The sequence below is a fragment of the Streptomyces sp. NPDC002104 genome (assembly GCF_053593795.1).
On the sequence record NZ_JBSFDF010000006.1, the window covers coordinates 161,792 to 183,028 of the forward strand.

General features: G+C 72.8%; 16 protein-coding genes and 2 tRNA genes. 13 read left to right on the top strand and 5 right to left on the bottom strand.

Going from position 1 to position 21,237, the window contains the following annotated elements; all coding sequences use genetic code 11:
• Positions 1-97: 97 nt before the first annotated feature.
• From ACWCP2_RS07990 to ACWCP2_RS08000, 3 genes are all read left to right on the top strand, one after another.
• Positions 98-877, top strand: coding sequence for an HAD-IIA family hydrolase (locus ACWCP2_RS07990; protein ID WP_243337185.1), 780 nt, complete (start codon positions 98-100; stop codon positions 875-877).
• 92 nt (positions 878-969) lie between these two features.
• Entirely contained in the window at positions 970-1,626 is a 657-nt protein-coding gene (locus ACWCP2_RS07995; protein ID WP_450907723.1) for a hypothetical protein, read from the top strand.
• A gap of 12 nt (positions 1,627-1,638) precedes the next feature.
• A complete protein-coding gene (locus ACWCP2_RS08000; RefSeq protein WP_450907724.1) occupies positions 1,639-2,301 on the top strand; it encodes a class F sortase in 663 nt (220 codons plus the stop codon).
• Positions 2,302-2,390: 89 nt separating this feature from the next.
• On the opposite strand, the gene ACWCP2_RS08005 is transcribed toward ACWCP2_RS08000, so the two are convergent.
• Positions 2,391-2,464 (bottom strand) — tRNA-Lys (locus ACWCP2_RS08005).
• Positions 2,465-2,712: 248 nt separating this feature from the next.
• On the opposite strand from ACWCP2_RS08005, the gene ACWCP2_RS08010 reads away from it, so the two are divergent.
• From ACWCP2_RS08010 to ACWCP2_RS08030, 5 genes are all read left to right on the top strand, one after another.
• Positions 2,713-4,086, top strand: a complete 1,374-nt coding sequence (locus ACWCP2_RS08010; RefSeq protein ID WP_450907793.1) for a peptidoglycan-binding protein — start codon at positions 2,713-2,715, stop codon at positions 4,084-4,086.
• 1,841 nt (positions 4,087-5,927) lie between these two features.
• A complete protein-coding gene (locus tag ACWCP2_RS08015; RefSeq protein ID WP_450907725.1) occupies positions 5,928-7,718 on the top strand; it encodes an SPFH domain-containing protein in 1,791 nt (596 codons plus the stop codon).
• Between the two features lie 231 nt (positions 7,719-7,949).
• Positions 7,950-8,576, top strand: a complete 627-nt coding sequence (locus tag ACWCP2_RS08020; protein ID WP_450907726.1) for a lytic polysaccharide monooxygenase auxiliary activity family 9 protein — start codon at positions 7,950-7,952, stop codon at positions 8,574-8,576.
• A gap of 58 nt (positions 8,577-8,634) precedes the next feature.
• A complete protein-coding gene (locus ACWCP2_RS08025; protein WP_450907727.1) occupies positions 8,635-10,320 on the top strand; it encodes an AMP-binding protein in 1,686 nt (561 codons plus the stop codon).
• A gap of 63 nt (positions 10,321-10,383) precedes the next feature.
• A tRNA-Lys gene (locus tag ACWCP2_RS08030) sits at positions 10,384-10,457 on the top strand.
• A 115-nt stretch (positions 10,458-10,572) separates the two neighbouring features.
• Here ACWCP2_RS08030 and ACWCP2_RS08035 read toward each other — a convergent pair.
• The gene (locus ACWCP2_RS08035; protein ID WP_243337173.1) at positions 10,573-11,331 is read right to left on the bottom strand and encodes an IclR family transcriptional regulator; all 759 of its coding nucleotides are present in this window, start codon (positions 11,329-11,331) and stop codon (positions 10,573-10,575) included.
• Positions 11,332-11,570: 239 nt separating this feature from the next.
• Between ACWCP2_RS08035 and ACWCP2_RS08040 the strand changes: the two genes are divergently transcribed.
• Positions 11,571-12,713 carry an LLM class flavin-dependent oxidoreductase gene (locus ACWCP2_RS08040; protein ID WP_450907728.1) on the top strand — a complete coding sequence of 381 codons (1,143 nt, stop codon included), beginning with the start codon at positions 11,571-11,573 and terminating at the stop codon, positions 12,711-12,713.
• Positions 12,714-12,731: 18 nt separating this feature from the next.
• Here the strand turns inward: ACWCP2_RS08040 and ACWCP2_RS08045 are convergent, their stop codons facing one another.
• A complete protein-coding gene (locus ACWCP2_RS08045; RefSeq protein ID WP_450907729.1) occupies positions 12,732-13,241 on the bottom strand; it encodes a DUF2199 domain-containing protein in 510 nt (169 codons plus the stop codon).
• Between the two features lie 291 nt (positions 13,242-13,532).
• Here ACWCP2_RS08045 and ACWCP2_RS08050 point away from each other — a divergent pair, with 291 nt between their 5' ends.
• On the top strand, positions 13,533-15,236 hold the full coding sequence (locus ACWCP2_RS08050; RefSeq protein WP_450907730.1) for a glycosyl hydrolase family 18 protein: 1,704 nt from the start codon (positions 13,533-13,535) through the stop codon (positions 15,234-15,236).
• 72 nt (positions 15,237-15,308) lie between these two features.
• On the opposite strand, the gene ACWCP2_RS08055 is transcribed toward ACWCP2_RS08050, so the two are convergent.
• On the bottom strand, positions 15,309-16,484 hold the full coding sequence (locus ACWCP2_RS08055; protein ID WP_450907731.1) for a serine hydrolase domain-containing protein: 1,176 nt from the start codon (positions 16,482-16,484) through the stop codon (positions 15,309-15,311).
• A 180-nt stretch (positions 16,485-16,664) separates the two neighbouring features.
• Here ACWCP2_RS08055 and ACWCP2_RS08060 point away from each other — a divergent pair, with 180 nt between their 5' ends.
• Entirely contained in the window at positions 16,665-17,513 is an 849-nt protein-coding gene (locus ACWCP2_RS08060) for a helix-turn-helix domain-containing protein (protein ID WP_450907794.1), read from the top strand.
• Positions 17,473-17,733, top strand: a complete 261-nt coding sequence (locus ACWCP2_RS08065) for a DUF397 domain-containing protein (RefSeq protein ID WP_450907732.1) — start codon at positions 17,473-17,475, stop codon at positions 17,731-17,733. The genes ACWCP2_RS08060 and ACWCP2_RS08065 overlap by 41 nt, the downstream gene beginning before the upstream one ends.
• A gap of 4 nt (positions 17,734-17,737) precedes the next feature.
• On the opposite strand, the gene ACWCP2_RS08070 is transcribed toward ACWCP2_RS08065, so the two are convergent.
• Positions 17,738-19,594 (bottom strand): putative bifunctional diguanylate cyclase/phosphodiesterase, encoded by a 1,857-nt coding sequence (locus tag ACWCP2_RS08070; RefSeq protein ID WP_450907733.1) that lies wholly within the window; start codon positions 19,592-19,594, stop codon positions 17,738-17,740.
• 441 nt (positions 19,595-20,035) lie between these two features.
• On the opposite strand from ACWCP2_RS08070, the gene ACWCP2_RS08075 reads away from it, so the two are divergent.
• Positions 20,036-21,229 (top strand): M6 family metalloprotease domain-containing protein, encoded by a 1,194-nt coding sequence (locus ACWCP2_RS08075; RefSeq protein ID WP_450907734.1) that lies wholly within the window; start codon positions 20,036-20,038, stop codon positions 21,227-21,229.
• Positions 21,230-21,237 lie beyond the last annotated feature (8 nt).

Consider the following 21,237-nt stretch of genomic DNA (forward strand, 5'->3'; position numbering starts at 1 on the left):
CCGTGGACGCCCACCGCGTCCGCGGTCCGGCCCGGATAAGGTGGTAGAGACCAGAGGTCACAGAGGTCAGACGCCACCGAGAGCGGAGAACAGTCCAGTGGCAGAGCGCAAGCCGATCGAATCCTGGCTCACCGACATGGACGGGGTCCTCATCCACGAGGGCACCCCGATCCCCGGCGCCGACGCCTTCATCAACCGGCTGCGCGAGTCCGGCAAGCCTTTCCTCGTGCTGACGAACAACTCCATCTACACCCCGCGCGACCTCCAGGCCCGCCTGAGCCGGATGGGCCTGTCCGTCCCGGTGGAGAACATCTGGACCTCGGCCCTGGCCACCGCGAAGTTCCTCGACGACCAGCGCCCGGGCGGCACCGCGTACGTCATCGGCGAGGCCGGTCTGACCACCGCCCTGCACGACATCGGCTACGTCCTGACCGACCACGAACCGGACTACGTGGTCCTGGGCGAGACCCGGACGTACAGCTTCGAGGCCATGACCAAGGCGGTCCGCCTGATCAACGCGGGCGCCCGCTTCATCTGCACCAACCCGGACGAGACCGGCCCCTCCACCGAGGGCCCGCTGCCCGCCACGGGCGCCGTCGCCGCGCTGATCACCAAGGCGACCGGCAAGCAGCCGTACTTCGCCGGCAAGCCCAATCCGCTGATGATGCGCACCGGCCTGAACGCCATCGGCGCGCACTCCCACAGCAGCGCGATGATCGGCGACCGGATGGACACCGACATCCTGGCCGGGCTGGAGGCGGGCATGCAGACCTTCCTCGTGCTGACCGGCCTGACGTCCGTCGAGGACACCGAGAAGTTCCCCTACCGGCCGACCCACACCTTCGACTCCATCGCCGATCTGGTCGATCTGGTTTAGGTCGTACGGCTGACACGTACGGGCCAAGCGGGCGCCGCTCCGGATGCGGAGCGGCGCGCCGCGCGTGAATCTCCTTGTTGAGGAGGTTCACCATGCGCAGTGATTTGATCGCTCTCCGTGTCACCGGGGTGGCCGTCGCCCTGACGGCCCTGTCCGCCGTGACCGCACCCTTCGCCTTCGCGGGGGAGGACGACTGGAACCGGGAACGCGGCAGCGTCTCGGCCGACCCCAACCCGGCCGAGCCCGGGGCGCAGGTCAAACTGCGCGTCCGCGGCTGCGAGGAGGACTGGGCCGTCGCCTCGTCCGTCGCCTTCGTCTCCGAGGTCCGCCTCTCCACCGGCCGCGACGACCGCCGGACGCTGTGGGGCGACGCGATGATCCGCTCCTGGGCCGAGCCCGGCCGCCACGACATCAAGATCAAGTGCGGTGGCCGCGGCGGCGAACGCGAGTGGGGCACGATCGAGATCGAGCGCCGCCGCGAGCACCGCCCCGACCCCCACCACACACCCGTCTGGCCGGTCCACGCGGGCGGCGGCGGCATGTCCGAGGAGATCGCCGCGAAGTCGAAGGCGGCGGGCGCGGCGAATGCCGCGGACTCGGCCCAGCTCGCCGCGGCGGCGAAGAAGAGCCACGAGGGCCAGGGCCCGGGCCTGCCGCACACGGTGATCGGCGCCGTGCTCGCCGCCGCGGCCACCCTCGCGGTCGCCGGCCGTGCGCTGACCCTGCGCCGCCGCCGCAGCGGCGAGTGACCGGGTGATCGGGTGAGCGGCGAGCCGAGGAGCTCCGGCGGCTCCCGGGTGCTGACCTTCGCGGCCTGGTCGGTGCTGGTCCTGGGGCTGTGGCTGTGGGGCCGGGAGATCACCGGAGTGGCGATACCCCTGCCCGGGCAGGCCGGAGGACCGGCCGTCCCGGGACTGCCCGCGGCGCACACCCCGCTGGGGCCGGCCGCGCCCGCGCGGGTCGACGTACCGTCCCTGGGCGTCCAGGCCCCGGTGATCGTCCGGGACCTCGACGCGCAGGGGGCGATCGAACCGCCCCCGTACGAGAACCCGGGCACGGTCGGCTGGTGGCGCGGCGGCGCCCAGCCCGGCACGGCCGGGACCGCGCTGCTGGTCGGGCACGTGGACACGAAGTCGAAGCCGGCCGTGTTCTACGGCCTGAGCTCGGCGAAGACCGGCGGCAAGATCCGCGTGGTGCGGGCCGACGGCTCGGTGGCGGAGTTCACGATCGAGGACGTACGGGTCCACGAGCGCGCGGACTTCGATCCCGCGAAGGCGTACGGCCCCAGGGTCCGCGGCCGGGCCGAACTGCGGCTGGTCACCTGCGGCGGCACCTACGACAAGGCGGCCAAGGAGTACTCGGCGAACGTGGTCGTGTCGGCGTACCTGACGGGCGTCGGAGTCCGCCCGGGCACTGCGGTCTGACCCGGCGCGGCCGGCGCTGTCCGGCTCCGTCCGGGTGAAAACGAAGAAGCCCCTCGCAGCTTTCACTGCGAGGGGCTTCTCTGCGTCTGTGCGCCGCCAGGGACTCGAACCCCGGACCCGCTGATTAAGAGTCAGCTGCTCTAACCAACTGAGCTAGCGGCGCTTGGTGACAGGCAAAACTCTACCCCACCGCTGCGGGTGCTCGTGACAAGCCGCGCGCGTTCTGTCCGATTAACCCATGTTTGGGGGTTTTGTCGTGCACGATATGTCTGGGCCAGGCCGAATCTGATGCCCCGCCAGATGCGGTCCCGGCCGACCAGCGACGAGCAGGGGAGTGGACGGAACCGCATGACGATGCAGCCTCCGACGCATGTGTACGAAGTGACGCCGATGGCCGAGGCGATCCCGCCGATGCCACTGCCCTCCTTCGAGGAGTACGAACCCGCCGGCGACTGCCCGTGCCAGGGCTGCGCCCAGCGTCGCCGCGGGCTCGCGCGCGCCCGGGCCATACCGCTGCGCGACGGCGGACACCCCGCCGCGCGCGGAGCCCGCCGCGCACTGGTGCTGGCCACCGCCGCGGGGGTGGTCCTCGGCGGAGGCGGCGCGTCCGTGGCCGCGGCGGCCACGCCGGGCCCCGGCGGCCGGGCGGTCCTGGACGACCCGGGCCACGACCCGGGCCCGGGCACCCCCCAGGGCGGCCGGGCCCCGCTGCACGGGCCGAAGGGCGGCAAGGGCACCGCAGGGAAGCCGGCCGGTCAGCCGGGAGCACCCGCGGCGGTGCGGCGCACCGACCGGACCACGATCATCAACCGGGCGAAGCTGTGGCTGAACGCGCAGGTCCCGTACAGCATGGAGGAGTACTGGTCGGACGGGTACCGGCAGGACTGCTCCGGCTTCGTCTCGATGGCCTGGAACCTCGGCACGAACGAATGGACCGGCAGCCTCGACAAGTTCGCGACCCGGATCACGAAGGAGGAGCTGCTCCCCGGAGACATGCTGCTCTTCCACAACCCGGCCGACCCCAACAAGGGCTCGCACGTCGTGATCTTCGGCGGCTGGGTGGACGAGACGCGCACGCACTACGTCGCCTACGAGCAGACGCGCCCGACCACGCGGAAGCTCGCCACGCCCTACGGCTACTGGAACAACGCGACGAAGTACCTCCCGTACCGCTTCAACGGGGTGACCGGCGGAGTCGTTCCCGAGCCCCCGGTCACGGGCGAGCCGCCGGCGCCGGGCGGCGCGGGCGGAGTCTCGGCCACCTTCCCCGGAGCCTCGAAGTTCGGGCCGGGCGCGGACAACGCCTACGTCGCCCAGCTCGGCCGGATGCTGTCCGACCGGGGCGGGCTGCGCTTCTACCCGAAGGGCGTCGGCACGAAGTGGTCCGACGCCGACCGGCTGGCGACCGCGGCCTTCCAGCGCGCCCAGGGCTGGACGGGCGCCGACGCCGACGGCCTCCCGGGCGCGCACACCTGGCGGCTGCTCGCCCTGCACCAGGGCAAGGACATCCCGCCGACCACGGGCGCCGCACCGGGCCCGGCGGGCAAGCCCGCCTACCCGGGGGCGTCCTTCTTCCGGCCGGGCGCGTCCCACCCGGCCGTCACCGCCCTTGGCCGCCAGCTGGTGAAGAAGGGCTTCGGCAAGTACTACACGACCGGTCCGGGCCCCCGCTGGGGCGAGGCCGACCGCCGCAACGTCGAGGCGTTCCAGCGTGCCCAGGGCTGGCGCGGCGCCGAGGCCGACGGCTACCCGGGCCCGGAAACCTGGCGCCGGCTGTTCGCATGACGGAGGCAACGATGTACCCCACGCGCACGACATCGACCACAGGCACCTTCGAGATCCCCCCACACCCGCCCCTGCGGCCGGAACCCCCGCACCGGGAGGCCGTTGCCCCGACGGAGCCGCCCCCGGCGGGCCCCGCCCAGACGCCCCCGGCGGGAGCCACCCTGGCGACTCCGGGCGGCGCCACCCTGGCGGGAGCCGGCCCGGCCGGAGCCACCGTGGCGGGAACCGCCCCGGGTGGAACTGCTTTGGCCGGAGCCGCCCCGGGTGGGCCCGTTCAGGCGGGAGCTGCCTCGGCAGGAACTGGGCCGGTCGAAGCCACCCTGGCGGGAGCTGCCCTGGCGGGAGTAGCCCCGGGCGGAGCCGCCCTGGCCGGAGTCGGCCCGGCCGGAGCCACCGTGTCGGAAGTCGCCCCGGGCGGAACTGCCCTGGCGGGAGCCGCTCAGGCGGGAGCCGCCTCGGGTGGGCCCGTTCAGGCGGGAGCTGCCTCGGCAGGAGCTGGGCCGGTCGAAGCCACCCTGGCGGGAGCTGCCCTGGCGGGAGCCGGGCCCGGGGCTGCCGGGCCGGCAGCCTCCGGCCCCCGGTGGGCGGCACCGGCCGAGCCCGGCCGGGTGGTGGCGGCGCCGACCGTGTCCGCGTCGGGCGGCGCCGACCGGGACCAGGCCGTAGCCGCACCGGCTGCTGCCGCCCCGCGTTGGGCCGACCACGACCGGGCCGTCCCCGCGCCGGCCCCGGAGGGGCACGCAGCGGCCGAGGCCGGCACCGAGCGGACCGCGTCCGCGCAGCCCGCGCCCGCAGCGGTCGCCGCAGGGCGGGCAGGATTCGAAGTCGGTGCCGAGTACGGCTCGAACCCGTCGGGCGTGCATGCCGGGGCCGGCTCCGCGCCGGTCGCGGCGGGGCGGGTCTCCGCCGAGGCCGACGCCGGGCGGGGCGCGTACCTGTCGGCGTCGTCCGACCGGGCCGAGCCCCACGGGGCCACGTCCGCGCAGTCCGCGCCTGCGCCCGTCGCCGCAGGCTGGGCAGCGGCCGGGTCCGGTGCCGAACGGGAATCGCACGAGTCGGCCGCGGCAGGGGGCGTCCCCGCCGGGGCCGGTGCCGCCGCTGAGCGGGGTTCGGAGGCGTCGGCCGCGTCCGCGTCCGGCGCGGCAGGGTCGGCCTCGGCAGGGTGGTTCTCCGGCAGGGCCGGTGCCAGTCAGGGCGCAGACTTGTCGGCCGCGTCCGACCTGGCCTTGTCCGGGCGGGCGGCCGGCACCCAGGCCGCCGGTTGGGCAGCGGCCGGTGCCGCTACTGGGCGGGGTTCGGAGGCGTCGGTCGATGCCGACCGGGCGGCGTCCGTACCCGGCGCGGCAGGGTCGGCCTCGGCAGGAAGCGGCTCCGCCGCGGTCGGTGCCGGGCAGGGTGCAGACCTGTCGGCCGCGTCCGACCTGGCCTTGTCCGGGCGGGCGGCCGGCACGCGGGCCGCCGGTTGGGCGGGGGCCGGTGCCGCTACTGGGCGGGGTTCGGAGGCGTCGGTCGATGCCGACCGGGCGGCGTCCGTACCCGGCGCGGCAGGGTCGGCTTTGGCAGGAAGCGGCTCCGCCGTGGTGGGTGCTGGGCAGGTTGCAGATCTGGCGTTCTCGTCCGACGGGGTCTCGTCTGGGCAGGCCACCGGCACGCAGGCCGCCGTCACCCAGGCTGCCGGTTGGGCTGCGGCCGGTGCCGCTACTGGGCGGGGTTCGGAGGCGTCGGCCGACGCCGACCGGGTGGCAGCCCAGGCTTATGCCGGGCGGGGCTCGCACGTGTCGGCCTCCGCGGCCGAGCGAGTTGTGCACCCGTCGTCGGGGCCCGATAGGGAGGCGTCCGCGGTGGCCGTGACCGAGTGGGCTGCGCCCACCGGGTGGGCGGTTGCCGCCGAGGCGGCCGGGCCCGCGCGGGACGACACCGCGGTCCCGGGCGGGGGCGGTCGGGACGAGGACGGCCTCGTCGTCGTGGGCGCGGCGCGCAGCGACGTACCGGCGGCTCGGGCGCAGGCCGGGCCGGGGGTGGACATCCCGCACCCCCAGGACGAGGCGGCCCACACCGGGGCGACCACGCTGCGGCCGCGGAACCCCGACGCCGAAGCCGCCCGACCGCACCCGCAGGACGAGGCCTGGCCGCCGGCCGCTCCTCTCGGCACCGAGCACGCGCCGCGGCACGCGGGTCCGCCCGCCGCCTGGGACCTGCCGGGACAGGGCGGTTCGCCGGCCGAGCACGGCCGTGCGCCGCAGCACGCGGTCCCGGGCCCCGCCGCGGAGGCCGCCTACGCGGACCTGGACCTGGACCCGGACCTGGACCCGGACCCGGGCCTCGTACGGGACCTGTCCGAGCCGGGAGACGCCGTTCGCGACGGGCGGGAGCCGACCTGGTCCGTGCCCGCTCCTGGCCCCGCCGGCGACGCCGGGCCCGACCCGCAGCGCGCGACCGGCCACGGAGGCGTCCCCGGACCCGGGATCCCCGACGGCGCAGCCGGTACGGACGGGACAGGCGGTGCCGACATCGCCGATGTCGTCGCGCGGGCCGTCGCGCGGATCGGGGAGGACGACACGCAGGACCTGCCCCGGGTCGCCCCGCCGCGCGGAGCCGCGGTGACCGAGGTGCCGGTGCACCTGCCGTTCCGCGGCGCGAGCCGGCCGCAGCCGAAGCCCCAGCCGGGCCGGCGGGCTCCGGAGCCGAAGGCCAAGGCCGCCGTGACCCGCGCCGCCCCCGGACGCCGCGTGCCCCGGGGCGACGACCGGCTCCACGAGCACCGCGGCCCGGTGCTCCCGGGCTGGATCGCGGTGGCCGTCGGCGGCATCGCGCTCGCTGGCTGCGCCGTCGTGCTCTGGCGGGCCGGGGCCGTCCCCGACGCCCTCGCGCAGGCCTTCGGGGCGGAGCCCCGCCCGTACCGCGGGCTGCAGGCGCGGTTCTGGCCGCCGCTGGCCTTCCTCGGGGTCGTCGCCCTGCTCGCCCTCGGCGGTCTCGGCCGCGGCCGGGCCGGCCACGCCTGGGTGCTCACCCTCTTCGGCCGCTACCGCGGCACCGTCCGCCGCAGCGGCCTGACCTGGATCAGCCCCCTCCTGCTGCGGCGCCGGGTCGACGTCCGGCTGCGCCACTGGCGCAGTGACCCGATGCCCGCCGTGGACTCCGGCGGGCTCGCCCTCCAGGTCGTGGTCCAGGTGGTCTGGCAGGTCAAGGACACCGCCCGGGCGACCCTGGCCGTGGAGGACCACGTCGACTACCTCGCCGAGCAGGTCGAGTCGGCCATGGCCCGGGTCCTGTCCCAGCTCCCCGCCGACGCCTTCCACGAGGACGCCCCGACCCTGCGCGACGCCGAGGCCGTCGGCGACGCGCTGACCCGGATGCTGGCGGCCGAGACCGAGGCGGTCGGGGTGGAGGTGTTCTCGGCGCAGCCGACCCGGATCGAGTACGCCCCCGAGGTCGCGGACGCCATGCGCCGCCGCCGGGTCGCGGCGATCGACGCGAAGCACCGGGACACCGTGCTGACCTCGGTGGTCGACGCGGTGGACGACACGGTCCACCGCCTCACCTCGCGCGGGATCGTCGAGCTCGACGACTACGAGCGCAAGGCCCTCGTGAAGGACCTGACCGTCGCCTTCTACACGGGCCGCACGGAGTAGTCCCACCGGCCGGCACCGGCCCCATGGAGAACGGGTGGAATCCGGTTGGTCCGGACCACCCGTTCTTCCGTTGGTCTGGACAGGGCCAACTCCCGTCAATACTGTGGAACTTGGTCTAGACCTACACCAGAGCTCGTGAACGGGCCGTGCCGCCGAAACCGGTACGGCCCATCCCCACGCGTGCGCACGCTCTCTCCGGACATCCCCCCACGTTCAAGGAGCATCAGCCTCATGCGTTCCTTCCGCATGCCCAGAACCAAGCGGGCCGCCGCCACGGCCACCGCCACCACCGTCGGCCTCGGAGTCGTCGCCGCCCTCGCGCTCGTCACGGCCCCCACGGCCAGCAGCCACGGGTACACCGACACCCCGATCAGCCGCCAGAAGCTCTGTGCCAACAAGACCGTGTCCGACTGCGGCCCCATCCAGTGGGAGCCCCAGAGCGTCGAGGGCCTCAAGGGCTTCCCCGCGGCCGGTCCCGCCGACGGCAAAATATGTGCGGGCAACCACTCGGAGTTCGCGCAGCTCGACGACCCGCGCGGCGGCGCCTGGCCGGCCACCCCGGTGACCAGCGGGCAGAGCTACAGCTTCCGCTGGCAGTTCACCGCGAACCACTCCACCACCGACTTCCGGTACTACGTCACCAAGAACGGCTGGGACCCCACCAAGCCCCTGACCCGCGCCGCCCTCGACCCGCAGCCCTTCCTCACCGTCGCCTACAACGGCGCCCGCCCCGCCATGACCACCGTCCACCAGGGCACCATGCCGAGCGGCAAGACCGGCCGGCACATGATCCTCGCCGTGTGGACCGTCAACGACACCCCGATGGCCTTCTACTCCTGCTCCGACGTCCAGTTCTGATCGCCAAGGGCCGTCGCCACGTTCAATTCTGACGGAACGTCAGCTATCCTCCGGCGGCATGCGGCCAACGAGGACACCCGAAACCGTCGCGGAGCTCATCGCGAGCCAATGGGGCGACCACCGGCCCGGTCTGAAGTACGCCGACGGCGTCCTCAGTCACCACCGGACCGCCCGGGAGGCCGCGGCGCGCGCCGCGCTCCTCGTCGACCTGCTGCCACCGGGGGCGGAGCCGCACATCGGGGTGCTGCTCGACAACACCCCCGAGTTCCCGTTCTGGCTCGGCGCGGCGGCCCTCGCCGGGGCCGCCGTCGCCGGGATCAACCCCACCCGGCGCGGCCCCGAGCTGGCCCGCGACATCCTGCACACCGACTGCCGGATCCTGGTGACCGAGCGGGCCCACCTGCCGCTCCTGCGCGGCCTCGACCTGCCCGGCGTACGCCTCCTCGTCACGGACGGGGAGGAGGCCGACGAGTATGCGGCCCTGCTCGCCCCGTACGCCGGCGCGAAGCCCGGCGACGCGACGCTCGGCACCGGTCCGGACCCGTCCTCCCGGCTGCTCCTCTACTTCACCTCCGGCTCGACCGGCGCCCCCAAGGCCGCCATCTGCACCCAGGGCCGCCTGGCCGGCGCCGGAGCCTCGCTCGCACGTCACTTTTCGGTCACCCCGGACGACGTCCACTACATCTGCATGCCCCTCTTCCACGGCAACGCGGTGATCGCCGACTGGCTCCCCGCCCTCGCGGGCGGGGCCGCCGTGGCGCTGCGCCGCCGCTTCTCGGCCTCCGCGTTCCTGGACGACGTACGGGCCTACGAGGCGACGTACTTCACCTACGTAGGCCGGGCCGTGCAGTACCTCCTCGCCACCCCGCCCCGCCCGGACGACCGTACGCACACCCTGCGCCTGGGCTTCGGCACCGAGGCCGGCGCCGTCGACGCGGCACGCTTCGCCGAGCGCTTCGGGGTCCGCCTCGTCGAGGGCTACGGGGCCACCGAGGGCGGCGCCTCCGTCCAGCGCACCCCCGACACCCCGCCCGGCGCCCTGGGCCGGGCCGGCGCCGGCGACGACCTGGCCGTCATCGACCCGGAGACGGGCCGCGAGTGCCCGCCGGCCGAGCTCGACGCACGGGGCAGGCTCCTCAACGGCTCCGAGGCCATCGGCGAGCTGGTCAACAAGGGCCGCAGCCTCTTCGAGGGCTACTGGCGCAACCCCGGCGCGGAGGCCGCCCGCACCCGCGACGGCTGGTACTGGACCGGGGACCTCTTCTTCCGCGACCCCGACGGCTTCCTCTACTTCGCCGGCCGCACCGACGACCGGCTGCGCGTCGACAGCGAGAACCTGGCCGCCGCGGTGATCGAGAACATCCTGGCCCGCTGGACGAGGGCGGCCGCGGTGGCCGTGTACGCCGTACCGGACGAGGTGGCGGGCGACCAGGTCATGGCCGCCGTGGCCCTGCGCGAGGGGGCCGTCTTCTCCCCGCAGGGCTTCGCGTCCTTCCTCGCCGCCCAGCCCGACCTCGGCACGAAGATGGCCCCGCGCTACGTACGGGTCGTCGGCGCCATGCCGACCACGGCGACCAACAAGGTCCACCGGGTCTCCCTGCGAGCCGACGCCTTCCGGACCGCCGACCCGGTCTGGTGGCGGCCGCGCGGCGAGGACGCGTACCGGAGGCTGGAAGCGGCGGACCTGGAGGGGCTCCTCGCGGCCTACGAGGCCCAGGGGCGGGCCGATCTGCTGGGCCGCTGAGGGGGGCGCCGGAAGCGGTTTTGAGCACTCCGGAGGAGCAGGTAGTATTTTCTCTGTCAGCAGGCGCCGCTAGCTCAGTTGGTTAGAGCAGCTGACTCTTAATCAGCGGGTCCGGGGTTCGAGTCCCTGGCGGCGCACCTGTCCTTCGGGCGGTTTCCGGTTTCACCGGGAGCCGCCCGAAGTGTTTTCCGGGCCGGGCCGGGCCGGGCCGCAGGGCCTACGCGCCCGCCCCCGCCCCCGCCCCGCCCCCGCTCAGAGGGTGAGCGACAGCAGCAGCGGCGCGGCCTTGCGGTTCAGCACGTCGGCGGCGGCCCGCAGGCGGTGGGCGTGCTCCACGGGCAGCGACAGGGCCAGGCAGCCCACCGAGGCTCCCGCCGTGATCGGGACGGCCGCGCAGACCGTGCCGACGGCGTATTCCTGCAGGTCGAGCGTGGGCACCGTGGCCGGCTGACTGTCCAGCTTCGAGAACAGGATCCGCTCGTTCACGATGGTCTTCGACGTCAGCCGCGCGATCTTGTGCCGGGACAGGTGGTCGCGCCGTCCGTCCAGGTCGAGCTGGGTCAGCAGGCACTTGCCGACCGCGCTGGCGTGCGCCGCCGAGCGGAAGTCGACCCACTCGTGGACCTTGGGGGTGCGCGGGCTGTCCGCGAACTGGGTGATCCGGACCTCGCCGTCCACGTACCGGCTGATGTAGACCGCGGCGCCGACGGAGTCCCGCAGCCGGTCCAGGGTGTCCTGGAGTTTGTCCTGAAGTGCCTGCTGGCGGTCGACTCCGGAGCCGAGCAGCACGAGGGAGTCCCCGATGGCGTAGGCGCCGTCGGACACCTGCAGTACGTACCCCTCCCGGCGCAGCATGAGGAGCATGGGGGCGAGATGGACCGCGGGCAGGCCGGTCTCACGCGCGATCTGTACGTCGGTCACGCCGCCGGTATGGCGGGCGACCGTTTCGAGTACGCGCAGGGCGTACTGCACCGAGTGGAACGGCGCGGTCGGCTCGGGCTTCAGCGCCACGGTTTCCCCCTAGCAGGTTGTTACCGCTTGCTCTCACACGATAGCCATCAAGAGGCCCGTGTGGAGCGCCTGTTGAGGAGATTGATGGCTCGATTACGCCGCTCTGCCTGGATCTACTCCATTGGCATATGCCAAGGTCAAGGCCGGTGTCCGAGAGTGCCGGGAATGCCCGGACCCGCCGCGCGGTTCGGATTCTTCGTACGGACGAGGACGGACGGGCGAGCGGAGCGGGAGAGACGATGAGTGAGCTCAGTGATCTGGGAGGCGCGGGACGGCGGCCGGGCACCGACGGCCCGGAAGCCGCGACCGGAACCGGTGACGGAATCCGCGGCACGGCTCACGGCCGCGCGCCGGTGCCGCTCTCGGTGCTCGACCTCGTCACCGTGGGCGCCGGCAGCACCGCGTACGCCTCCCTGCGCACCAGCGTCGACATCGCCCGGCTTGCCGAATCCCGCGGCTACCACCGCCACTGGGTCGCCGAACACCACTCGATGCCCGGGGTCGCCAGTTCCTCCCCGGCCGTGATCCTGGCCCACCTCGCCGCCCACACCTCCCGGATCCGGCTCGGCTCGGGCGGGGTCATGCTGCCCAACCACGCCCCGCTCGCCGTCGCCGAGCAGTTCGGCACGCTGGAGGCCCTGGCCCCGGCCCGGATCGACCTCGGTCTCGGCCGCGCTCCCGGCACCGACGGGCAGACGGCCGCCGCCCTGCGCGGGCCCGGGCGCCGTGACGAGGCCGTGGACGAGTTCCCCCGGCAGCTCGCGGAGCTGATCCGCTTCCTCGACGACGACTTCCCCGACGGGCACCCGTACGCCCGCGTGCACGCCGTGCCGGGCCCCGTACAGGGCCCCGCCGGGCGGCCGCCCATCTGGCTGCTCGGCTCCTCCGGCTTCAGCGCCCGCCTCGCCGGCGGACTCGGGCTGCCCTTCGCCTACGCACACCACTTCTCCCCGGCCGGGACCCTGCCCGCCCTCGACCTCTACCGGCAGTCCTTCCGCCCCTCGGCGGTCCTGGACGCCCCGTACGCCGTCATCGGCGTCGCGGCCCTCGCCGCCGACACCGCCGAGGAGGCCCGCGCGCAGGTGCTGACCGGCGCGCTGTCCATGCTCCGGCTGCGCAGCGGACGCCCCGGGCTGGTCCCGACGCCCGAGGAGGCGGCGGCGTACCCGTACACGCCGCTGGAGCGGGAGTTCGTGGACGACCGCCTCGCGGGCGTGGTCCACGGCACCCCCGACGAGGTCACCACGGGCCTGGACGCCCTCGCGAAGCTGACCGGAGCGGACGAACTGATGCTCACGGCCAATGCCCACGACGGGGAGAGCCGTTTGCGCTCGTACGGACTGGTCGCGGACGCGTACGGCATGCCGCACCTCGGCGCCTGAGCCCGGGCGGCCGGCGGGTCAGGCCGGATGCAGCACCGCCGCGGCGATCTCGCGCACGCGGTCCAGGGTGATCCCGGTGCGCTGTTCGACGGCGAGGGGGTGGTCGGTGGGCTCCAGCTCGATGAAGGGCCGCCGGCCGGCCGCCCGGGTGTGGGCGTTGGTCTTCAGGTCGATGGTGCCCTCGGAGTAGAGAGCGAGTTCGGTGCTCAGCCAGCCGAAGTACGGCTTCGCGCCCGCGCGGCCCCCCGTGTTCCGCGCCTCGGCGGCGTGGGCGTAGTTCTCCCTGCTCAGGGAGACCCAGACGCCCCAGGAGAAGACGTCCCGGCTGCCGATCACGGGTATCTCGATCAGCCCCCTGATGAAGAAGTGCTGCCCCTTGATCACGCACTGGTCGGACGACAGCGTGCTGTCGGGATCGCTCTCGAAGGCGGGATCCCACGCGTCGGGGGCCATGGCCGAGTAGCTCAGGGGGAGTTCTGCGTGGTGGTCGCCGCAGCATGTGCAGGTGAAACCGGGATCGTTGGCCATGGCGCGAGCCTAGCGAGCACCCGCGCGGGGGAGGCCCGGGGCCCTGATCCGGAGTTTGGCTGGTTTGTTGCTGAAACCTTGCCGGAGGGTGAATGAAGGCAGCCTTAAGTCGCTCGTCACGATGGGTGGCGGGCGATTTCTGGTGGGGGTCCACCCCGCTGACGTGGGGTTCTGGCCGGTGAGTGGTCTAGTCCTTCTTTGGTCCAAACCATTGACTCGGGACCGGAGTGATCGCTATCACTATCCCCACCTGAAGTCTTGCCTTCCCCTCCCACCCCCCGGAGGCAGTTCATGCACATCCGTAAATCCCTCATCGCGGCCGCCGCCACGGCCGCGCTGGCCGGCGGCACGCTGGCCGCCTTCGCGGGACTCACCACAGCCTCGGCCGCCGAGGCCGGGACCACCGCGACGGCCGGCAACGTCAAGATCGCCTACTACGACCAGTGGTCCGTGTACGGGAACGCCTTCTACCCCAAGCACCTCGACACCCGTGGCATAGCGAGCAAGTTGGACGTCATCAACTACTCGTTCGGCAACATCCACCCCACCAACCTCACCTGTTTCGAGGCGAACAAGGCGGCGGGTGACGACAACAACCCCAACGCCGGTGACGGCGCGGGCGACTCGTACGCCGACTACCAGAAGTCCTTCAGCGCGGCCGACAGCGTCAGCGGCGTCGCCGACAAGTGGGACCAGCCGATCGTCGGTGTCTTCAACCAGTTCAAGCAGCTCAAGGCCAAGTACCCGAACCTGAAGATCAACATCTCGATCGGTGGCTGGAGCTACTCGAAGTACTTCAGCGACGCGGCCAAGACCGACGCCTCCCGCAAGAAGCTCGTCTCCTCCTGCATCGACCAGTACATCAAGGGCAACCTGCCCGTCGAGGGCGGCTACGGCGGCGCGGGCAGCGCGGCCGGCATCTTCGACGGCATCGACATCGACTGGGAGTACCCGGGCTCGTCCGGCGGCCACCTCGGCAACCACTACGCCCCCGAGGACAAGCAGAACTTCACGCTCCTGCTCAAGGAGTTCCGCCAGCAGCTCGACGCCTACGGCGCGGCCAACGGCGGCAAGAAGTACCTGCTGACCTCGGCCCTCCCGGCCGGCCAGGACAAGATCAAGTACATCGAGACGGACAAGATCGGCGCGTACCTCGACTACGCGAACATCATGACGTACGACATGCACGGCGCCTGGGACGCGGACGGTCCGACGTACCACCAGTCCCCGCTGCAGAACTCGGCGTCCGACCCGACCGACGCGATCGCCCCGGGCACGCAGAAGTACAGCATCAAGAACGCCATCGACTCCTGGATCGACGGCAACGCCGCCTACGGCATCACCGGCGGCTTCCCCGCCAACAAGCTGACCCTGGGCTACGAGTTCTACTACCGCGGCTGGAAGGGCGTGCAGCCCGGCACCACCAACGGTCTCGCCCAGCCCGCCACCCAGGCCTCCACGGCGCGTCCGACCAGCCAGCAGGCCGGCATCGCGCTCTACAAGGAGCTCGGCGGCATCGTCGACAACCCGGCGACCACCTTCTGGGACGACCAGGCCAAGGCCTCGTACTTCTTCAAGGACGGCGAGTTCTTCACCGGCCTCAACCAGAAGTCCATCCAGGCCCGGGTCGACTACGGCAAGCAGCGCGGCCTGGCCGGCGCGATGATGTACTCCCTGCTCGGCCTGGACGCCAACGCGACCCTGCTGAACCAGATCTCGGACTCCCTCGGCGGAACCACCCAGCCGCCGACCACCCCGCCGACCACGCCTCCGACCACCCCGCCCACGACGCCTCCGACGACCCCGCCGACCACGCCTCCGACGACGCCGCCCGCGGGCTGCACCGCTCCGGCCTACGTCGCGGGCACCGTCTACACCGGCGGCAGCGAGGTCTCGTACAACGGCCGCAAGTACAAGGCCCAGTGGTGGACGCAGAACGAGGTGCCCGGCACCACCGGTGAATGGGGTGTCTGGAAGGACCTCGGCGCCTGCTGATTCCCCCCACCCCGCGCCGAGCGGCCGGCAGCCCCCGCACTCCCCTCCCAGGGTGCGGGGGCTGTCGTGTTGTCAGCCCCGTCCGCACAGGGCGCGGTCGATGAGTCCGCGCACCGCGTCCTCCTGGCGGGCCGCGACCCCCGGGTCCGCGGAGCGGCTGTGCGCGGAGACCGTCACGGTGCGGCGCCCGTCCGTGGTCGTCGCCGCCTGGAGTTCGTATCCGAAGCCGTTTCCGCCGTGCCCGAGGTAGCCGCCGCCGCAGGACAGGGGCGTGAAGAACAGGCCCAGGCCGTCCCGGGTGCCCTCCGGGTGACCGCTGTCCGGCCCCACCGGCACGGTGTCGCGCATGGCGGCGAGTTCGGCGGGGGCCAGCAGTTCTCCCCGTGCCAGCGCGGCGAAGAAGCGGTTGAGATCGCGGGCCGTGCCGGTCATCGAGCCGTCGGCCCCGCTGTCGAAGGGGCGGTAGGGGATCGTGGTGTCGACCAGCGGGCCGTCCGGGGCGAACTGCTGGTAGTTGGCCGCGTGCGGACCCGGAAGGAACGGCGACGTGCCGGGGGTCGCGGTGTGCCGCAGGCCGAGCGGGCGCAGGATGCGGTCGTGGACCTCCTGCTCCCAGGTGTGGCCCGTGACCTTCTTGATGATCATCCCGGCGAGCACGTAGTTCGTGTTGGAGTACTCCCAGCGGGTGCCCGCCGGGAAGACGGGCTCGTGGCGCAGGGCCAGGGCCACCAGCTCCTCGGGCGAGTAGGCGCGCCACCGGTTGGCCAGGTAGGTCTCCGCGCTTGCCTCGGGGAAGACGTCGGAGATGTACTCGGGCAGGCCGCTGGTGTGCCGCAGCAGATCGCGCAGGGTGATGGTCCGGCCGTCGTTGCCGGCGCCGGTCACGACCCCGGGCAGCAGTTCCTCCACCGTCCGGTCGAGGGAGAGCCGCTTCTCGCCCACCAGTTGCAGCACGACGGTGGCGACGAACGTCTTGGTGGTACTGCCCAGCCGCAGGTACCCGTCCTGCGGAACCGGACGCCGCGTGTCCAGGTCCGCCACCCCGGAGCGGGCGGTGACCGTCCCCCGCGGGGTGTCCAGCCGGACCGCGACCCCGGTGACCCCGGTGTCCCGCAGGGCGTCGGCGTCACGCTGGAGGGACCGGGCCGCATCGGAGGGAGCCGGCGCGGCCGAGGCCGCGACGGGGGAGAGGGAGGAGACGGCCAGGGCCAGCACGGCAGTTGAGAGCCAGGAACGACGAGAGATCATGAACCGAGGCTAGGAACGGCCGGGGGCCGCCGGCCATCCGGCGCCCGCCCGCATGGGAAGGGGTGCCAGCCGGATGGACAGGGCACCGTTTGCCGGATTCCCCGTACCGGTACGTGCGGTGGTCGCTACGCTCGGCGACGAGATGGATCCGCACGCGTCCTCATGGGGGTGACCATTCCCGTGGTCAACGTCCGCGCTCTCGATCCCAGCGCCTCGCCGCTGGAGTACTACGCCTACGAGCTGTGCCGCCTGAGAGAGGCGGCCGGGCTGAAGCAGCAGCAACTGGGCGACATCATCTACTGCTCGGGCTCGCTGATCGGCATGATCGAGAACACGAAACGGGTGCCGACCCGGGACTTCTCGGAGCGGCTCGATGCTGCGCTGGGTACTGACGGGCACTTCTCCCGGCTGGTGGGGCTGGTCCTGCGGAGCCAACTGCCGCACTGGTTCCAGGCGTACGCGGAGATGGAGGTGCGGGCGACGCACATCTCCTCGTTCCAGCCGCAGTTGGTCTACGGACTCTTGCAGACCGAGGCGTACGCACGGGCAGTCCTGCTGGCAGGGTGGGGCGAGAAGCTCGACGAGGCAGTGGCCGCGAGGATGGAGCGGCAGCGCATTCTGCAAAGGGAGCGTCCGCCCCTTGTCTGGGTGATCCTGGACGAGGCGGTTCTACATCGGCCCTTCGGCGGCCACCGAACCATGCGGGAACAGCTGGACCGACTGCTGGAGTTCCAGCATCGGCGTGAAGTGGGGATCCAGATTCTCCCGTTCAGTGCCGGGCAACACCCCGCTACAGTCGGGGCGTTCAACGTCCTCCGGTTCGACCACGACCCGGATATCGTCTACGCCGAGAGCTATGACTCGGCCAATGTCACGGCGAATCCCGAAACGGCCGGAGACTGTGCTCATCGCTACGATCATCTACAGGCCGCAGCACTCTCCATTGAGGATTCGGCTGCATTGATCGCTCGCGTACGGGAGGAACGTTATGGGGACCATGCAGGACCTGACGGGCGCGAGGTGGCGTAAGTCCACTTACAGCGGTGGGACCGGCGGTGACTGCGTCGAGTGCGCCCCGCTCGGTAACGTCGCCTGGCGCAAGGCTTCGTACAGCGGATCCAACGGCGGCGACTGCGTCGAGATCGCCGCCCAGCCCTGCCGCGTGGCCGTCCGGGACTCCAAGAACCCCGACGGCCCCGCCTTCACCGTCGCCCCCGAGGCCTTCGGAGACTTCGTCCGGAGTCTCTGACCCGTCAGACCTCCGGATGCGGCGCGGGCCCCTCCGGCTGGGCGGGACCCGTGGCCGCCTGGCGGCTGATGATGGCGGCGATCGCCTCCGGGGGCACCGCCCGGGAGTACAGCCAGCCCTGGCCGGTGTCGCAGCCGACACGTCGCAGGCGGGCCGCCTGGCCGGCGGTCTCCACGCATTCGGCAGTCACCGTCAGGCCCAGCCGGTGCGCGAGCTGCACCAGTGCTTCGACGATGGTCTCGTCGGCCGGGTTCGGGTGGGAGCCCTCCTCGTAGCGGAAGCCGCGGACGAAGGAGCCGTCCAGTTTGAGGACGGAGACGGGCAGACGGCTGAGGTAGGCCAGGTTCGAGTAGCCGGTGCCGAAATCGTCGATGGCGATCCGCACCCCCATGTCGCTCAGCGCCTGGAGGGCCTGGAGGGGCCGGCCCGCCGAGCCCATGACGGCGGACTCCGTCAGTTCGAGCTGCAGGAGCTGGGGGGCCAGGCCGGTCTCCGCGAGGATCTCGGCCACGTCGCCGACCAGGTCGGAGTCCCAGACCTGGCGGACGGCCACGTTGACGGAGACGAAGACGGGGGAGTCGCTGGGCTGCTCGATCTGCCAGCGCCGGGCCTGCCGGCAGGCGGTCTGCAGGACCCAGCGGCCCAACTGGACGATGGAGCCGTCCTCTTCGGCAATTCCGATGAACCGATTCGGCGTCAGCAGGCCGAACTGCGGGTGGTTCCAGCGCACCAGGGCCTCCACCCCGCGCACCGCCCCGCTCTCCAGATCCACCAGCGGCTGGTACTCCACGGCGAACTCCCCGCGCTCCACGGCCGGCCGCAGCGTCGAGGACAGGGCCTGGCGGGTCATGCGGTGGGCGTTGCGCTCCGGGTCGAAGAGGGTCCAGCGGGCCTTGCCGTCGGCCTTGGCCCAGTAGAGCGTCGTGTCCGCGGCCTGCATCAGGCCGGTCGCCGAGGTCCCGGCGGCCGCCCGCTCCACCACCCCGATCGAGGCGGAGACCGAGAGCCGCTGGCCGGCCAGGTCGAAGGGCTCCTGGACGGCGGCCAGGACGCTGCGCGCCAGGTCCGCGAGCTGCTCGGTGCCGGTGGACTCCTCGACCAGCAGGGCGAACTCGTCGCCGCCGAGCCGGGCCACCAGGTGGCCGCCGGTGCGCCCGTAGCCGGACTGGTCGGCGCACTGGGTGAGCCGCTGGGCGACGGCGGTCAGCAGCCGGTCGCCGACCCGGTGGCCGAGGGTGTCGTTGACGGCCTTGAACCCGTCGAGGTCCAGGTAGCAGAGCCCGATCCGGCCCGTGCCGCTCTGCCCGTACGAGGAGGCCTCCAGGGCGGCGGAGAGCCGTTCGAAGAACAGCGCCCGGTTGGCGAGGCGGGTCACCGGATCGTGCATCTGGAGGTGGCGCAGCCGGGCCTGGAGGTCGCGCCGGTCGCTGATGTCGGCCACGGAGAGCAGCACGTCACCGGCGTCGGTGCCGGGGACGGGGCCGAGGGTGATCTCGGTCCACAGGGAGTGCCCGTCGGGGTGCTTGAGCCGGCGGGTGCAGCGGAGCCGGGCCTGCCGGCCGCGCAGCACCTCCTGGTAGGCGTGCCAGGTCCGGGCCTCGGAGGCCAGGTCGACCAGGTCGGCGGCGGACTGCCCGGCGAGGAGGTGCGGCTCGGAGCCGAGGAGCGCGGCGAGGGCCTGGTTGGCTCCGGCGATGTGGCCGGTGCGGTCGACGACGGCCATGGGGAGGTGGGCCGCGTTGAAGGCGGCCCGGTAGTCGGCCCGGTGATCCGCCTGGTGATCCGCCCGGTGGTCGTCGCGGTGGTCGTCGCGGTCCGGAGTTGCCGTCGCCGCCGGCGTCGCCGGGTGACGCTGCGTCATGGCCGGTCGGATGCCGTCGGCCGCCGAACCGGGTCCATCTGGGGTTCCGCTCACCGTTGGCTCCCGCAGTGCGTGTGAGTGTCCGTGCAGGAAAGTGTGCCGATCATAGAGGTTCCCGTACGGCCCTATCCAGCGGCGACGCCGTGCGGGACGCGGGAGTTCGGCGTGATGACGGTTCGTCGGCCTGACGGCGAATGATCGTTTCCGCGCGGCTGTGAGCATCCGGCGCCCACCGCTGACCCGACCTGATCGGTCGTGACTTTCCGTAGGCGCATGTGCGAAACCCGGCGTCACCGGCTTGCCCTAGTGCTCACTCGTGTGGGGCAGCGGAACAGGGCATTAGTAAGACAATCGCCCCAAGGTGGATGAAGAGGGACCAATCCACCACCGGAGGTCGATGTGCCGCGACAGCAGACACCCGGGGGAGTGGACCGCTCCCGCATGCGAACCACGGCGGCGGCGCTCACCTCCCTGACGGCGCTCGCCGCCATGTCGCTCGTCGCGGGACCCGCGGTCGCCGCCCCCGGAGCCGGACCCTGCGCGCTGACCCGTACCGCGGCGCACCACTCCCTGGGTCTGGACAGCTGGAACGGCGCCTACCCCAAGCCCGAGCGCACCCTCAACGCGGTCATGGTCTTCCTCTCCTTCCCCGATCACCGCACCACGCTCACCACCGAGGCGCTCACCGCCGACTACTTCCCGGCGACCAGCGAATTCTTCGAGCGGGCCTCCTACGGCCGCTTCCGGCTGGTCCCGCACCCGCAGAAGCGGTGGATCCAGATGCCGAAGCCTTCGGTCGCCTACGGGATACAGCGCGACTGGGCCCCGGCCGACCGGGCCGCCTACCTGCGCGACGCGGTGGCCGGAGCGGACCCGTCAGTGGACTTCAGCCAGTACGACGTCGTCTACTTCGTCGCCGACCCGGACGCGCCCGGAGTCGACTCCGACGCCACCAAGGTCGTCAACTTCGAGCAGCCGCTCCGGGCGGACGGCGCCGACCTGCGCCGCATCGTCACGGTCTTCGAGAAGCACCCGCCGGACCGCAACGTGCTGGCCCACGAGACCGGGCACGTCTTCGACCTGCCCGACCTCTACCACCGGCCCACGGACGGCAAGGGCGACTGGGACACGTACGTGGGCGACTGGGACGTCATGGGCAGCCAGTTCGGCATGGCCCCGGACCTCTTCGCCTGGCAGAAGTGGAAGCTCGGCTGGCTGGACGCCTCCCAGGTGGACTGCGTGGGCTCCGGCTCCTCCCTGCACACCCTCCAGCCGCTGTCCGAGGCCCCGCGCCCGGGCGGTACGGGCGGCACGCGGATGGCGGTGGTCCGTACGGGCCCCGGCAGCGCGATCGCCGTCGAGGCGCGGGGCTCCGCCGGCAACGACGGGGACACCTGCACCGAGGGGGTCCTCGTCTACCGGGTCCGCAACGAGGCGGCCTCGGGCGGCGGGCCCATCGAGGTCGTGGACGCGCACCCCGGCACCGAGGCCTGCTGGGACCGGTCGGTGTACCCGCCGCTGGCGGACGCCCCGCTGGAGGTGGGGGAGACCTTCACCGTCCCGGGCGAGGGCATCACCATCGAGGTGGCGGACCGCACGCAGTCGGGTGCGTACACGGTGAAGATCACGCGCTAGGAGCCCGG

What these genes read in the sequence shown, in the direction of transcription:
- ACWCP2_RS07995 (WP_450907723.1), top strand. Translation starts at nt 970, where the DNA reads ATGCGCAGTGATTTGATCGCTCTCCGTGTCACCGGGGTGGCCGTCGCC.
- ACWCP2_RS08010 (WP_450907793.1), top strand. Translation starts at nt 2,713, where the DNA reads ATGCCACTGCCCTCCTTCGAGGAGTACGAACCCGCCGGCGACTGCCCG.
- ACWCP2_RS08020 (WP_450907726.1), top strand. Translation starts at nt 7,950, where the DNA reads ATGCGTTCCTTCCGCATGCCCAGAACCAAGCGGGCCGCCGCCACGGCC.
- ACWCP2_RS08025 (WP_450907727.1), top strand. Translation starts at nt 8,635, where the DNA reads ATGCGGCCAACGAGGACACCCGAAACCGTCGCGGAGCTCATCGCGAGC.
- ACWCP2_RS08040 (WP_450907728.1), top strand. Translation starts at nt 11,571, where the DNA reads ATGAGTGAGCTCAGTGATCTGGGAGGCGCGGGACGGCGGCCGGGCACC.
- ACWCP2_RS08045 (WP_450907729.1), bottom strand. Translation starts at nt 13,241, where the DNA reads ATGGCCAACGATCCCGGTTTCACCTGCACATGCTGCGGCGACCACCAC.
- ACWCP2_RS08050 (WP_450907730.1), top strand. Translation starts at nt 13,533, where the DNA reads ATGCACATCCGTAAATCCCTCATCGCGGCCGCCGCCACGGCCGCGCTG.
- ACWCP2_RS08055 (WP_450907731.1), bottom strand. Translation starts at nt 16,484, where the DNA reads ATGATCTCTCGTCGTTCCTGGCTCTCAACTGCCGTGCTGGCCCTGGCC.
- ACWCP2_RS08065 (WP_450907732.1), top strand. Translation starts at nt 17,473, where the DNA reads ATGGGGACCATGCAGGACCTGACGGGCGCGAGGTGGCGTAAGTCCACT.
- ACWCP2_RS08070 (WP_450907733.1), bottom strand. Translation starts at nt 19,594, where the DNA reads ATGACGCAGCGTCACCCGGCGACGCCGGCGGCGACGGCAACTCCGGAC.
- ACWCP2_RS08075 (WP_450907734.1), top strand. Translation starts at nt 20,036, where the DNA reads ATGCGAACCACGGCGGCGGCGCTCACCTCCCTGACGGCGCTCGCCGCC.